Annotated in this window: 11 protein-coding genes; 10 read left to right on the top strand and 1 reads right to left on the bottom strand. The window is 65.2% G+C overall.

The genetic code is table 11. The annotated features are described in order from the left end of the window. The first annotated feature begins 13 nt into the window (after positions 1-13). The 6 genes from GT748_RS06405 (at position 14) to hflX (ending at position 6,365) form a co-directional block, all read left to right on the top strand. Positions 14-814, top strand: coding sequence for an RnfABCDGE type electron transport complex subunit B (locus tag GT748_RS06405; RefSeq protein ID WP_021658087.1), 801 nt, complete (start codon positions 14-16; stop codon positions 812-814). A gap of 156 nt (positions 815-970) precedes the next feature. Beyond that, complete coding sequence (locus GT748_RS06400; RefSeq protein WP_052537577.1) at positions 971-1,699, top strand: helix-turn-helix domain-containing protein; 729 nt, start codon at positions 971-973, stop codon at positions 1,697-1,699. 157 nt (positions 1,700-1,856) lie between these two features. Then, entirely contained in the window at positions 1,857-2,504 is a 648-nt protein-coding gene (locus GT748_RS06395; RefSeq protein ID WP_044991742.1) for a hypothetical protein, read from the top strand. Between the two features lie 161 nt (positions 2,505-2,665). After that, complete coding sequence (gene alr / locus GT748_RS06390) at positions 2,666-3,826, top strand: alanine racemase (protein WP_244273536.1); 1,161 nt, start codon at positions 2,666-2,668, stop codon at positions 3,824-3,826. A 51-nt stretch (positions 3,827-3,877) separates the two neighbouring features. Then, positions 3,878-5,071 carry a M20 metallopeptidase family protein gene (locus tag GT748_RS06385; RefSeq protein ID WP_021658082.1) on the top strand — a complete coding sequence of 398 codons (1,194 nt, stop codon included), beginning with the start codon at positions 3,878-3,880 and terminating at the stop codon, positions 5,069-5,071. A 28-nt stretch (positions 5,072-5,099) separates the two neighbouring features. After that, on the top strand, positions 5,100-6,365 hold the full coding sequence (gene hflX / locus GT748_RS06380; RefSeq protein ID WP_073261201.1) for a GTPase HflX: 1,266 nt from the start codon (positions 5,100-5,102) through the stop codon (positions 6,363-6,365). Positions 6,366-6,518: 153 nt separating this feature from the next. Here the strand turns inward: hflX and GT748_RS06375 are convergent, their stop codons facing one another. Next, positions 6,519-6,914: a DUF2127 domain-containing protein gene (locus GT748_RS06375; RefSeq protein ID WP_052537683.1), complete on the bottom strand. Its 396-nt coding sequence runs from the start codon at positions 6,912-6,914 to the stop codon at positions 6,519-6,521. Positions 6,915-7,177: 263 nt separating this feature from the next. Here GT748_RS06375 and GT748_RS06370 point away from each other — a divergent pair, with 263 nt between their 5' ends. From GT748_RS06370 to GT748_RS06355, 4 genes are all read left to right on the top strand, one after another. Continuing rightward, positions 7,178-8,323, top strand: a complete 1,146-nt coding sequence (locus tag GT748_RS06370; protein ID WP_044992971.1) for a cysteine desulfurase family protein — start codon at positions 7,178-7,180, stop codon at positions 8,321-8,323. Between the two features lie 3 nt (positions 8,324-8,326). Continuing rightward, positions 8,327-9,499, top strand: coding sequence for a tRNA uracil 4-sulfurtransferase ThiI (thiI, locus tag GT748_RS06365; protein WP_161213559.1), 1,173 nt, complete (start codon positions 8,327-8,329; stop codon positions 9,497-9,499). A 33-nt stretch (positions 9,500-9,532) separates the two neighbouring features. Then, positions 9,533-12,448, top strand: a complete 2,916-nt coding sequence (locus GT748_RS15950; RefSeq protein ID WP_021660257.1) for a competence/damage-inducible protein A — start codon at positions 9,533-9,535, stop codon at positions 12,446-12,448. A 733-nt stretch (positions 12,449-13,181) separates the two neighbouring features. Next, on the top strand, positions 13,182-14,528 hold the full coding sequence (locus GT748_RS06355) for an amidohydrolase family protein (RefSeq protein ID WP_021660259.1): 1,347 nt from the start codon (positions 13,182-13,184) through the stop codon (positions 14,526-14,528). The last annotated feature ends 67 nt before the right edge of the window (positions 14,529-14,595 follow it).

Here is a 14,595-nt window from a genome sequence, read left to right as displayed (position 1 = left end):
GGGGGCTGAGAGAATGAATATCCTGCTCAACGGGGTCATGGTGGTCACCGGCCTGGGGCTGGCCGCCGCCATCATCCTGGTGGCCTTCTCCAAAATCATGGAGGTCAAGACCGACGAGACGGTGGAGCGCGTTCGCGAGGCCCTGCCGGGGGCCAACTGCGGCGCCTGCGGCTACGCCGGCTGCGACGAGTACGCCAAGGCGGTGGCCGCAGGTCAGGCCGAGGGCAACCTCTGTGTGCCCGGCGGGGCCAAGACCGCCGAGGAGATCGCCGGGATCACCGGCCGCTCCTCCGGCGCGGTCGCCAAGCGGGTGGCCATTGTCGCCTGCCGGGGCAACGCCCAGCACACCCGCACCAAGATGACCTATCAGGGCATTTCCACCTGCCACGCGGCCAACCGCTTCTTCGCCGGCGACTGGGTCTGCCCCGACGGCTGCCTGGGCCACGGGGACTGCGTCTCCGCCTGCATGTTCGGCGCCCTCTCGGTGCAGGACGGGGTCGCGGTGGTGGACAGGGAGCTCTGCACCGGCTGCGGGGCCTGTGTCAAGCGCTGCCCCAACCACCTGCTCCAGCTGGTGGACGACTCCAAGGCCTCGGCCTATGTCCTCTGCCGCAACCACCAAAAGGGCGGTGTCACCCGCAAGGGCTGCGACGTGGGCTGCATCGGCTGCCAGAAGTGCGCCCGCACCTGCCCGGTGGAGGCCATCCACATGGAGGAGAACCTGGCGGTGGTGGACCCCGCCGTCTGCATCGACTGCGGCAAGTGCATCGGCGAGTGCCCCACCGGGGCCATCACCCGCATCCTGGCCGACTGATTTTTGATTGCCAAAAGAGGCGCTGCCCGCCGGGCGGCGCCTCTTTTCTGCCCTTTTCCAGGGGCGGAAGGCCGGGGAGAGTCCCCTCGACTGCCGGTCGATTGCCAGTTTGCCCCCGCCTGTGCTATGGTGGGGGAAAGGAAGGGAGCGGGGAAGATGGACAGTGTGCGCTTTGGACAGTTTGTGGCGCGGTGCCGCCGGGAGGCGGGCCTCACCCAGCGGGAGCTGGGCGAGCGGGTGGGGGTCACCGACAAGGCGGTCTCCAAGTGGGAGCGGGGGCTGAGCCTACCCGACGTGGCCCTGCTGGAACCCCTGGCGGGGCAACTGGGGGTGTCGGTGGCCGAACTGCTGCGGGGGGAGCGGCAGAAGTGCCCCGCCCCCGAGGTGGAGGAGGCGGTGGAGAGCGCCCTCGCCCTCTCCCAGCGGGAGCTGGCCCGCCGCCGCTGCCAGCGCCGGGCGCTGCTGCTGGCCAGCGGTCTGCTCCTGCTCGCCTTCCTCTGCCTGGCCGTCCTGTTTTACCGCACCTGCGTGGCCCCCTACCCCCAGGCGCTCCACTACTTCTCCCCGCCGGCAAGTTGGAGCGCGGGGGACACCAGCCGGTGGGGGGAGCGGTTTCCCCCTCACTCCGCCTACGCCATGGGGCTGGATGAGCGGGGGCGGCCGGTCTTTCAAAACCCCTCCGCCGCCCTGAAAAAGGTCTCGTCCGACTGCAGCGACGCGGCGGCCTACCTCCGCAAGGAGTACCACCTGCTCCCCCTCTCCCGTTTCACCCTGCAGAGCTATGGCATCTACGGCTGGCAGATCGACACTGGAGAGGAGCGGGTGGCCGCCCAGGGGCGGATGCTCACCAACTTTTGGGACATCTACCAAAATAGCTACGACTGAGAGGGGATGTCCGCCCTGTGCAAGCTGCCTGTTTTTTACCCCCCTCTTTGCCCATTTTGACACTAGGCATGCACTGTGCGATGCGCTATACTGTGTATAGAAAGGTATCGTGCGAGGCAGTGTATGGCTGCCCTGTCCAGAGGGGAGGAAGACAGCGGTGAAACGGATGCGTTGGCCCATCTTTTTGTTGGCAGTGGGGATGACGGCCGCCCTGACCGGCTGCAGCGGGGGCACAGGGGGAGAGGAGGGGGTGACCCCGGTCTCCTCCGCACCGCCCTACCTGCGGGTGGAGGAGGCGGGACAGGAGCTGGCCCTGCCGCCCGAGGCCATTTTCCGCCACCAGTCCACCTGCAAGGAGGAGGGGGTCTTTCTCTGGAAGGTGATCGCCGCCCGGGACGTGGCCGACCCCACCTACCTGGCGGTGGAGATGGAGATCCCGGTGCTGGTCCACTCCTGCCGGTCGGGCGAACACTTTGTCGTGACCGACGAAAAACCCAGCTACCGGCTGTCGGGTCAGCTTCGGTTTGAGCAGGCGGGGGAGCTCACGGTGGATTTCTGGAACAGGGACGGCAGATTGCAGCTCTTTTACGAGCTGCAGGCAGAAGTGGACTACGGCTATCTCAGCAAAAGGTCCTCCACCCGGGCCCAGCGCGACGCCCGGGACGCAGCAGCCGAACGGCTGGGGCTGGGGCGAAACGCCCATGCCTTCCGGCGGCAGTTGCCGCTGGAACTGGAGGGGCTGCACTACTACGACAGCTCGCCCGACATCTATCCCCGCACCCTCTCCGGCGCGCTGGAGGGGTAACACCAGGTCTTGAATGGGCCACCCGCCCCCTGCCGCCGCGGGGCCGGGCGGCCCTTTTTGCCGCGCTTTTTCGCCTTTACGAACCGGGGCAAAGGGGCTATAATAAAAGCGGCTTGCAAGCGTTTTGCCTGCTAGACGGCTGTGTGATGGGAGAAGATGCTGTGAAGAGACAGATCAAGCGCACCTGGGCCGAAATCGACCTGGATGCCATCGAAGAAAACTACCGCGCCATCCGGTCCCTGCTGGGGCCCCAGACCAAGCTGATGGCGGTGGTCAAGGCCGACGCCTACGGCCACGGCGACGCGGAGACGGCCGCCGCCCTGCAATCCCAGGGGGCCGACTGGTTCGCCGTCTCCACCCTGACCGAGGCCATCTCCCTGCGGGAGGGGGGGATCCACCGCCCCATCCTGATTTTGGGCTTCACCCCGGTGGAGTGCGTGGGCGACCTGGTGCGCCACCGCATCGCCCAGACGGTCTTCTCCCTGGACTACGCCAGGGAGTTGGAGCAGGCCCTGGCCGGCGGGGAGGAGCGGCTGGACATCCACATAAAGGTGGATTCGGGGATGAGCCGCCTGGGCTTTTTTGGCCCCCAGGCGGTGGAGGAGATCGCCCAGGTCACCGCCCTGCCCCACCTGCGGGCGGAGGGGATCTTCACCCACTTTTCGGTGGCGGACGAGGAGGGAACGGCCCCGGAGGAGCACACCCGGCTGCAGTACCGCCGCTTTATGGAGGTGGTCGAAGCCCTGGAAGGGCGGGGGATCGCCTTCCCCCTGCGCCACTGCTGCAACTCGGCGGGCACCCTCAACTGGCCGGCATTTCACCTGGACATGGTGCGCCCGGGGATCATCCTCTACGGCATCGCCCCCTGCAAAAACGAGCGCATCCCCCTGCGCCCGGCCATGCGCCTGAAAACGGTGGTGACCCTGGTCAAGACGGTGGCCCCGGGGGAGTTTGTCAGCTACGGCAACACCTATGAGACCCAGCGGCCCACCCGCATCGCCACCCTGGCGGTGGGGTATGCCGACGGCTATCAGCGGGCCCTCTCCTCCAAGGGGTCGGTGGTCCTTCACGGCCAGGTCGCGCCGGTGCTGGGCCGGGTCTGTATGGACCAGATGATGGTCGACGTCTCCCACATCCCCGGCGTCTGCCGGGGGGACGAGGCCATTTTATTTGGCGCCGAGGAAGACGGCCTCACCGCCGCCCAGTTGGCCGAGACCTGCGGCACCATCCCCTACGAGCTGACCTGTATCCTGGGCCGCCGGGTCCAGCGCATCTACCTGCGGGGGGGACAGGTGGTCGACGTGTTGGACTACATCTGCTAAAAAGTATAATCGAGTGAAAATACAACGGAACGTATAAAAAGGAGGCCGCTCATGGAGCTGAAAACCGCTGTCAAGACCCTGGCCGAGGAGAACCTGCCCTTTGTCAAAGAGACCTTTTTGGACCTGCACCGCCACCCGGAGTTGAGCATGAAGACCGAGCGCACCTCGCGCTTTGTCCAGGCCGAGCTGGAGCGGCTGGGCTTTGCCTGGGAGCGGGTGGGGACGCACTCCATCGTCGCCTTTTGGGACACCGGCCGCCCGGGCAAGACCCTGCTGCTGCGGGCCGACATGGACGCCCTGCCCCTGGACGAGGAGCCCCAGAACGACCGCCGGCCCAAGGCGGCGGTGTCGGAAAATCCCGGCGTCTGCCACGCCTGTGGCCACGACGCCCACACCGCCATGCTGCTGGGGGCCTGCCGGGTCCTCAAGGGGATGGAGGAGGAGCTGTCGGGCAAACTCTATATTGTCTTTGAAGAGGCGGAGGAGAACGGCGGCGTCTGCGACGAGATGGAGGCCTACTTTGCCGACATCCACCTGGACGGGGCCTGGGCCATCCACGTCTACGCCAAGCTGGAGACCGGCAAGATCAGCGTCACCCCCGGCCAGCGGATGGCGGGTTTTGGCCAGTTTGCCTTCAAGGTGCACGGCAAGGGGGGCCACAGCTCCCGCCCCGACCTCTGCAAAAACCCCATCTTCGTCACCTCCGCCATCCTGCAAAACCTGCAGAGCGCCTGGGTCAACATGCGGGACGTGACCAAGGTGGTGCCCCTGTCCATCGGCATCATCCAGTCGGGCACCAAGCCCAACATCATCCCCGAGACCTGCGAGTTCTGGGGCAGCATCCGCTACTTTGAGGTGGAGACCGGCCGCCGCTGCCAGGAGATCATCAAGCAGGTCACCGAGGACACCGCCAAGGTCTTTGGCTGTGAGGTCGAGCGCTTTGGCTACATCTTCGGCGAGAACATCGCCGAGACCGACCCCGCCTGCTCAGCCCTGGCCACCAGGGCCCTGAGCGACCAGTTGGGGGCCGAGGCCCTGCAGGACACCGACCCCTGGTACGCCTCGGAGACCTTTGCCATCTACACCCGCCACTGCCCCGGGGTCTTTGCCTTTTTGGGCTGCAAAAACGAAGCGGCCGGCTACACCGCCGACCACCACCACCCCCGCTTTGAGGTGGACCCCGACTGCCTGCTCATGGGGGTCGAGGCCACCAGCCGCTACGCCCTCGACTTTCTGCGGGGCTAGGCGGCGACTGCCACAGTAAGGAGAGCACATGTACGAGACCGAAGAAACCCGCCCCCGCGCCCTGGCCGTGGCCCTGGACACCGGCGCCTACGACGCGGAGGCGTCCCTCCACGAACTGGCCCAGCTGGCCGACACCGCCGGCATCGAGGTGATCTGCACCGCGGTGCAGAAGAAGGACACCCCCGACAACGCCACCTTTGTGGGCCCCGGCAAGCTGCGGGAAATCGCCCAGCTCTGCCAGGATGAGGAGATCGACGTCCTCCTCTTTGACGACGAGCTGTCCCCCATGCAAATTCGCAACATCGAGCAGGTGGCGGGGCTGGCCCCAGTGGACCGCACCATGCTGATTTTGGACATCTTCGCCCGCAACGCCCGCACCCGGGAGGGGGCGGTGCAGGTCGAGCTGGCCCAGCAGCGCTACCGGCTGCCCCGGCTGGCGGGGGCCGGCGTCGCCATGAGCCGGCTGGGCGCCGGCATCGGCACCCGCGGCCCCGGCGAGAGCAAGCTGGAGACCGACCGCCGCCACATCATGCGGCGGATCAAGTACCTGCAGCAGGACCTGCGCCAGATCGAGGCCCAGCGCCAGACCACCCACCGCACCCGCCAGAAGAGCGGGATCAAGACGGTGGCCCTGGTGGGCTACACCAACGTGGGCAAATCCACCCTCCTCAACGCCCTCACCGGCGCCGAGGTGCTGGTGGAGAACAAGCTCTTTGCCACCCTGGACCCCACCGCCCGCAAGCTGCCCCTCCCCGATGGGACCACCGCCCTGCTGGTGGACACGGTGGGCTTTGTCTCCCGGCTGCCCCACCACCTGGTGCAGGCCTTCCGTTCCACCTTAAAGGAGAGCGCCTACGCCGACTTGATTTTGCAGGTCTGCGACCTGCAGGCGGACAACCTGGAACTGCAGTTGGCCACCACCCGCGAGACGCTGGAGAGCCTGGAAATCGGCGAGACGCCAATACTAACTGTATTTAACAAGTGCGACAACACAAAATGTATAGAATCTCTCCCGGCCGGCATCAGCCGGGAGGGGGCGGTCTTTGTCAGCGCCAGGACCGGCTACAACCTGGACGGCCTGCTGCAAAAGATCGCCGAGCTGCTGCTGGCCGACTACCTGCCGGTGGACTGTCTGCTGCCCTTTTCCCAGGCGGTGTTGGAAAACACCCTGCGGGAAAAGGGGCAGCTTCGCCAGAGCGAATACCTGGCCGACGGCATCCACCTGGTGGGCAGCTGCCCGCAGGAGATCTTCTACCTCTTTGCGCCCTACCAGCGCGAAGGGGCGGGGGAGTAGCGGACGCCAGTGCGAAAAAGGAGGGCCCGGCGCAGAGAGATTTCTCTGCGCCGGGCCCTCTGCCATCATCTGCCGGTGGGACCTGCGCCCTAACATCCGGAGGGGTCGTTGTCCGGAGAAAGGCGAGCGCTGTTGGCCCGGCCGGGGAGAAGCCTATTCTTCAACGATTTTTTTGTTCCCGAAATACTGTGTCAACATGATAATCAAAGCGCTGCAAGCGAGGATCCCGTCCAGTATCCCCGCCGGCAACATGAACATCATCAAAGCCATTGTGACAACGCAGTTTATGACTGACAAAACCAGTCCCCACAGTCGGTTTTTCCACAAGCCGACGGCGCCGATGACCCTCACCGCCCCGTAAAGCGCCCCCGCGACGAGCATCAAATGCATATTGTCTTTGAAATACGGGACAACAAACGAGAACGGTTGGCTGACATCCAATCGGCCATTTCCCAGAACAAGAATGGGGATCAGGGAGAGACACCCCCCAATTTCCATAAAAAGCCCGTGGATCAGCATGAGGAGCGATGCGATTTTATATTTTTTCATAGAATTTCTTTTCTCCTTGCTGCCGACTGCGGGCATCCCTTTGTGCCGGGGTCGCGCGAATATTTTATTTTCATGCTACCACACAAAATCGTTTCCCGCAAGGCGGTTTGGCGGAGCGAACGGCGCTTTTCGACAGCCGCCGGCAAAGGGGAGAGGCCGCCCGCCGGGGTTTGCGAAACCGGTGAAAATAGAGTATACTAAAACCATCTGACGGCTGCCGGCAGTGGGCGGCAAAGAGAATTGGTGAGGAGGGCGATGCGGCTGTGCCGAGAGAACACTATTTGGACAACAGCGCCACCACCCAGGTCTGGCCCGAGGTGGCCGACCTGGTGCGGGAGGTGTTGGTGGAGCGGTATGGGAACCCCTCCTCCCTCCACTCCAAGGGGCTGGAGGCGGAGCTGCTCATGAAGTCGGCCGCCGCCGACCTGGCCCGCATCTTGAACTGCGCGCCGGAGGAGCTCTATTTCACCTCCGGCGGCACCGAGGCCAACAACTGGGCCATCCTCTCGGGATATGAGAGCCGCCGCCGGCGGGCGACTGGGGTCATCACCACCGCCTTTGAGCACTCCTCGGTGCTGGAGCCGGTGCAGTACCTGGCCGAGCGCCAGGGGGCCCAGGCGGTCTTTGTCGCCCCCGACGGCGAGGGGCACATCCGCCCGGTCGACGTGTTGGAGCGGGTGGACGGGAACACCGCCCTGGTCAGCCTGATGGCGGTCAACAACGAGATCGGCACCGTCCTGCCCATCCAGGCTCTGACCGCTGCCATCAAAAAAAAGGCCCCCAAGGCCCTGGTCCACTGCGACGGAGTGCAGGCCTTCGGCAAGCTGCCCATCAACCTAAAGGCCTGGGGGGTGGACCTCTTCACCTTCACCGGCCACAAGATCCACGCCCCCAAGGGGGTGGGCGCCCTCTACATCAAAAAGGGGGTGCACCTGCCCCCCCTGGTCCGGGGCGGCAAACAGCAGCGGGGGCTGCGCCCGGGGACCGAGAACGTGGCCTACGCCGCCGCCCTGGCCCTGGCGGCAAAGCGCTGCGCGAAGGACCGCGCCCGGAATATGGAGCGGGTCACCGCCCTGCGGGACCGGCTGCTGGCCTGGGCCGCGGCGGATGGTGGGGTGCAGATCAACTCCCCGCAGGATGCCCTGCCCTACATCGTCAACCTCTCGGTGCCGGGCTTTCGCAGCGAGACCCTGCTGCACTTTCTGGCCGAGCGGGGGGTCTATGTGTCCAGCGGGTCGGCCTGCGCCAAGGGCGGCCCCAGCCATGTGCTGGCGAGCATCGGCCTCTCGGGTCCCCGGGGGGACAGCGCCCTGCGGGTGAGCATGGATGCGGGGAACACAGAAGAAGACATCGACGCGCTCTGCGCCGGGCTCGAAGCGGCCCGACAGAGCCTGGTTGGGAGAAGATAGGGTTTGAAAGAGATCATTTTGTTAAAGTACGGGGAGATCGCCCTCAAGGGCCTCAACAAGCAGAGCTTTGAGTCGGTCCTCCTGAAAAACGTCCGCCACCGGCTGCGGCTGCTGGGGCGCTTTGAGACCCGGGCCGCCCAGTCCACCATCGTGGTGGAGCCGCTGGAGGAGTGCGACCTGGACCTGGTGGAGGAGCGGCTGAGCCACGTCTTTGGCATCTCCGCCATCACCCGGGCCGCCGTCGCCCAAAAGGAGATGGGGGACATCGCCCGGGTGGCGCTGGAATACCTGGCCGACAGCCTGCCCTTGGTCTCCACCTTCAAGGTGGAGGCCAAGCGCTCGGACAAGACCTTCCCCCTCAAGACCCCCCAGATCTGCGAGGAGATCGGCGGTCTGCTGCTGGAGCGCTTTGACAACCTGTCGGTGGACCTGCACGACCCCGAGTACCGGGTGGTGGTGGAGGTGCGCGACTTCGGCGCCTACGTCCACGGGGTGGCCCACAAGGCCGCCGGGGGGATGCCGGTGGGCTCCTCGGGGATGGGGATGCTGATGCTCTCGGGCGGCATCGACTCCCCGGTGGCCGGCTACATGATGGCCAAGCGGGGGGTGCAGCTGTGCTGCATCCACTTCGAGAGCCCCCCCTACACCAGCGAGCGGGCCAAGCTGAAGGTGCTGACCCTGGCCGACAAGATGACCGAGTACTGCAACACCTTCGAGGTGCACGTGGTCCCCTTCACCCGCATTCAGGAGGAGATCAAGCGCGGCTGTAAGGAGGAGTACTTCACCGTCATCATGCGGCGGGTGATGATGATGGTGGCCAACCGGGTGGCAAAGGCCCGGGGCTGCGGGGCCATCATCACCGGGGAGAGCCTGGCCCAGGTGGCCAGCCAGACCATGCAGGCCATCGGCTGCACCGACGCGGCCAGCGAACTGCCGGTCCTGCGCCCCCTCATCGGGATGGACAAGTTGGAGATCGTGGACATCGCCCGCAAGATCGACACCTTCGAGACCTCCATCCTCCCCTATGAGGACTGCTGCACCGTCTTTACCCCCCGGCACCCCAAGACCCGGCCGGTGCTGGAACAGATCGTCCGGGAAGAGGAGAAGCTGGATCTGGAGCCCCTCATCGAGGAGGCCGTCTCCGGCACCGAAAAACTGGTGGCCATCCTGCGGTAGGGGCACCGAGAGAGAAAAAGGGGGAAACCACACGTGAAAGCGGAAATCATCTGCGTCGGCACCGAGCTGCTGCTGGGCGACATCGTCAACACCAACGCCCGCTACCTCTCCCGCCAGCTGGCCAAGCTGGGCATCGACATGTACTACCAGAGCGTGGTGGGGGACAACGGCGCCCGGCTGCTGGAGGCGCTCAAACAGGCCCTCTCCCGCAGCGAGCTGATCCTCTTCATCGGCGGGCTGGGCCCCACCAAGGACGACCTCACCAAGGAGACCATCTGCAGCGCCCTGGGGCTGGAGATGGAGATCCACCAGCCCTCCCTGGACAAAATCAAGGAGTACTACGCCCACCTCTGCGCCCAGATGACCGAAAACAACGTCAAACAGGCCCTGGTCCCCAAGGGGGCGGAGATCTTTGAAAACCACCACGGCTCGGCCCCGGGCTGCGCCATCCACAAGGGCAACCAGTACATCGTGATGCTGCCCGGCCCCCCCTCGGAGTTTGAGCCGATGGTGGAGGAGTGGGTGGTCCCCTACCTGCAGTCGGTCACCGGCTGCACCATCTGGTCCACCACCCTGCGGGAGTTCGGCATCGGCGAGTCCCTTTTGGAGACCAAGATCGACGACCTGTTGCAGGGGCAAAACTCCACCGCCGCCGTCTACGCCAAGGAGGGCGAGGTGGAGGTGCGCATCACCGCCAAGGCCGCCAGCGAAGCGGAGGCGAAGTCCCTCTGCGCCGGGGTGGTGGAGGAGATGAAGACCCGCCTGGGCGACGCGGTCTACGGCCAGGACGTGGAGAGCATGCAGGAGGCGGTGGTGGCCGCCCTCAAGGAGAAAAAGCTCACCCTGGCCACCGCCGAGTCCTGCACCGGCGGCCTCATGAGCCAGCGGATCACCGAAATCCCCGGCGCCTCGGCGGTCTTTGGCTTTGGCGCCGCCACCTATGCCGACTTTGCCAAGCAAAACACCCTGGGCATCCGCCGCAGCTACTTCAAAAAGTACGGGGCAGTCAGCGAACAGGTGGCCTGCCGGATGGCCCTGGGGGCCCGCCGGCGGGGGCACAGCGACATCGGGGTGGGGATCACCGGGGTGGCCGGGCCCGACAGCGACGACCGTGGCAACCCGGTGGGCACCGTCTACATAGCCGCCGCCTTTGGCAAACAGCTCTACGTGCGCAAGTTGGAGCTGAAAAACGGCAACACCTCCCGCGAGAAGATCCGCCACCTGGCCTGCATGCACGCCCTTGACCTGGTGCGCCGCCTGGCCCTGGGGCTGGACCTGTCGGCCTACACCTCCTACAAGATCGCCAGCTACACCCGGGGCGACCGGGCGGTGCGGGCCCTGGACGGGGTGCGGGTGCTGGCCTTCTATCTGGCCCTCTGCGTCTTTATCGGCTCGCTGACCCTGGTGGGGCAGTACCTCTACGAGGGGTGGCAGAACAAGAACAAAAACAGCGAGCTCACCAGCCTCTACACCTCCGGCGCCGACGTGGATGTGGAGCTGCCCGAGGGGTATCTCGACGACTTCAAGGCCCTCTACCTGAAAAACAGAGAGGTGGCGGGTTGGATCAAGGTCCCCAACACCCAGATCGACTACCCCATCGTCCAGACCACCGACAACAGCTTCTACCTGAAAAACGATTTCTTCAAGGAATACTCCAAGTACGGCACCCTCTTTTTCGACTACCGCAACGACCTGCAAAACCCCGCCGAAAATCTGGTCATCTACGGCCACAACATGAAGGACAGCCAGATGTTCGGCGACCTGACCAAGTTCCGGGATCTGGAGTTTTACAAGGCCAACCCGGTCTTTGAGATGAACACCGTCTACGAGAAGTCCCAGTACAAGGTGCTGGCCATCTTCACCGCCAACACCGAACCCAGCCAGGGCGAGGTGTTTGACTACTACAACTCCCTGAGCTTCCTCACCGAGGAGGGATTTGACGAGTTTGTGGGGGAGATCACCAGCCGCTCCCTGATCGAGACCCCGGTGGACGCCCAGTACGGCGACACCCTGGTCACCCTCTCCACCTGCCTCTACGACTACGACGGCCAGCGGCTGGTGCTGGTGGGCCGCAAGGTCAGAGAGGGGGAGGAGGCCACAGTGGACGTGGAGCAGGCCCAGAAAAACCCCAGCCCGGTGCAGCCCAAACTCTACAAAAATGGGGACCTGGCCTCGGTGGATTTGAACACCGACCTCTCCCACCTGACCCAGACCCAGGTGAGCAAACCCACCCCCGGCGGCAGCTCCAGTTCCCCCGCCCATTCCGGCGGACAGGGGAGCACCTCCTCCGAGCCCACCGTTCCGGTGGACGGCAGTTCCTCCAGCACCTCCTCCAGCACCCCGTCGGGGAGCGGCTCCTCTTCCGGCAGCGCCTCCTCCGGGGGCGGCAGCTCGTCGTCTTCCAGCAGTTCCCAGCCCGAGGCGGAGCCGGAAGAGCAGATCCCCCAGAGCATCTACGGCCTGAGCATCATGGGCGAGAGCTCCCTCACCGCCGACCAGCTGGCCGCCTACGTGCTGGCAAACAACCCCTCCCCCCAGCTCAACTGCTCGGTCAAAGAGCTAGCCAGCTACTTTTTGAGCGAGGGGCGGGCCGAAGGGGTGCGGGGGGACATCGCCTTCTGCCAGGCCATCCACGAGACGGGCTTTTTCCGCTTCACCGGCGATGTGAAGTGGACCCAGAACAACTACGGCGGCCTGGGGGCCACCGGGGGCGGCGAGCCCGGCCTCTCCTTTGACAGCCCCCGCATCGGGGCGCGGGCCAATATTCAGCACCTGAAGGGGTACGGCTCCGCCGCCCCCCTCAACCAGGCCTGCGTCGACCCGCGGTACAAGTACATCTCCCCCAAGGGCAAGGCCCCGCTGTGGGAAAATCTGGCGGGCACCTGGGCGGCCGACTCCGGCTATGCCGCCAAGCTCAACAGCCACTACCAGCGGGCGCTGCAGTACTGACCCAGCCAACCAAATATTGCAAAGGCCGGACAGGCGGGGATGCCTGTCCGGCCTTCTTTCTGTCGATTCGGCCCGGGCCCTCCCGGCGCCCTTGTAAGATGTGCGGCCGGTTTGCGGCGGTTGGCCGCCCGAGCGACGCCACACCCCGATTTGCTGTGTGCGGAGAGGGGCTGGCTGTTCGTCCTCCGGCACGGCTGCCGGGTAAAAGGGGGAGGTCGGCCACAAAGGCCCCTTGCCGCCGCGCTCGGCTCAGCACTGCCGGATAGAGGGGGGCCACTTGGCCGGGGCTTTCTCTAGAGGGCGAGAGGGCGGTCAATGCCCTTCACCCCAGCCCGCGGACCCACATGAGCGCCGGATGAGGGGGCTCTGCCAGTGGGCACATGGTCGGTTTGCAGGATTTGTTCACCCGAGCCGTTTGGCATCTCGATTTGCCGTGGCAGGGAGAGGTTCCCGTTCGTCTCTGGGTAGAAAAAGGGCAGCCTGCACAAAGGCCTTTTGCGCTGTGCCCGGCTTTGGCGTTGCCGGACAGGTGGATTTTGCGCCCGCTTGAGAGGGCTTTCTCTGGAGCGGGGAGACAGCCGCCGCCCCGCCCTTTCAGCGCTCTGTCCATAAACAAATCCGCCCTTTTGTGGAAGATGTATAAACGCGCCCCCCTCTCTTGAAAGGGGGGACGTTTTGTGCGATACTGGTACAGGATCGAGACAGCAAACGACAAGAAGGGGGATTTTATTCAATGGGCAAAACCGTCATCCAAAACGGCATGATCATCACCGTGGACAGGGACGACCGGGTGCTGGACAAGGGCTACCTGGTCATCGAGGGCAACAAGATCACCGAGATCGGCGCGGGGGACTACCAGGGCGAGGCCGACTGTGTGGTCGACGCGGCCGGCAAGGCCGTCCTCCCCGGCATTGTGGACGCCCACTCCCACGTGGCGGGCAGCCTCTTCAAGGCCCTCACCGAGGACCCGGAAAACGGCTTTTACGGCCTCTCCCTCCCCATGGAGGGCCAGCTGACGCCCGAGACCACCTACCACCTCTCCCTTCTGGGCGCGGTGGAGCAGATGAAGGCGGGCATCACCTGCACCAACGACATCTACCACTACATGGACCGGGTCACCCAGGCCTTTTACGACATCGGCATGCGGGCGGTGGTCAGCCAGAACATCGTCGACGTGGACATTGCCGCTCTGCGCTACGACGACTACACCCGCTACCCCAAGATGGGGCAGGATTTTGTCGAGCAGAACATCCGCCTGATCGAGGACTGGAACGGCAAGGACGACGGCCGCATCACCTGCCGCTTCGGCCCCCACGCCACCGACACCGTCTCGCTGGAGCTGGCCAAACAGATCGTCGAGCTGGGCGAGAAGTACGGGGTGGGCTTTCACACCCACATCTCCCAGTCCCCCCGCGAGGCGAAGTACGTGCAGGAGACCTACGGCTTCAGCTGCCTGGGCTACCTCAAGGAGAGCGGCCTGCTGGGCGAGCACCTGATGGGCGCCCACTGCATCTACATCAGCGACGACGACGTGAAGATGCTGGCCGAGAGCCGCACCCCCATGCTTCACTGCGCCGAGATGCTGGGCAAGCGGGGCCATGTGCCCCCGGTCAAGCGGATGTTTGACGAGGGCGTCCGCCTGATCCTGGGCACTGACTGGGTCACCCAGGACTGCTGGACCAACATGCGCGCCGCCATCTCCATGGACCGGATGGCCGGCTGCACGGTGCACGACATGAACGCCAAAAAGGCGCTGCGCAAATCCACCATCGAGCCGGCAGAGGCCCTGGGCCTCGACGACAAGATCGGCTCGCTGGAGGCGGGCAAACAGGCCGACATCATCCTCATCGACCTGCAGAGCCCCAACCTGACCCCCATGTTCGACGACCCGGTGGCCACCCTGGTCTACAACGCCAACCGGCACGACGTCTGCGACGTGATGATCGCCGGCCGCTGGACGGTGCGGGATCACCTCCTCAAGACCGCCGAGGAGAAGGAGATCCTCGCCAACGGGCAGAAGATCGCCAACGAGATCTACCAGGCCCATCTGGCCAGCAAGAACGCCGACTGGAACCACTGATTGGCCTTTGAAAAAGAGCGGGCGCACCCTTCGTGGGTGCGCCCGCTCTTTTTTCTGTCGGGGCGTC

Source organism: Bittarella massiliensis (ex Durand et al. 2017), assembly GCF_009876955.1.
In the GTDB taxonomy this organism is placed as follows: Bacteria; Bacillota; Clostridia; order Oscillospirales; family Ruminococcaceae; genus Bittarella; species Bittarella massiliensis.
Note: the sequence above shows the minus strand (reverse complement) of the source record. Positions and strands in the feature narration are given on the sequence as shown.

Coding starts and splice junctions, on each gene's coding strand:
- GT748_RS06400 (WP_052537577.1), top strand. CDS start 971: ATGGACAGTGTGCGCTTTGGACAGTTTGTGGCGCGGTGCCGCCGGGAG.
- hflX (WP_073261201.1), top strand. CDS start 5,100: ATGTACGAGACCGAAGAAACCCGCCCCCGCGCCCTGGCCGTGGCCCTG.
- GT748_RS06385 (WP_021658082.1), top strand. CDS start 3,878: ATGGAGCTGAAAACCGCTGTCAAGACCCTGGCCGAGGAGAACCTGCCC.
- GT748_RS06355 (WP_021660259.1), top strand. CDS start 13,182: ATGGGCAAAACCGTCATCCAAAACGGCATGATCATCACCGTGGACAGG.
- GT748_RS06375 (WP_052537683.1), bottom strand. CDS start 6,914: ATGAAAAAATATAAAATCGCATCGCTCCTCATGCTGATCCACGGGCTT.
- GT748_RS06405 (WP_021658087.1), top strand. CDS start 14: ATGAATATCCTGCTCAACGGGGTCATGGTGGTCACCGGCCTGGGGCTG.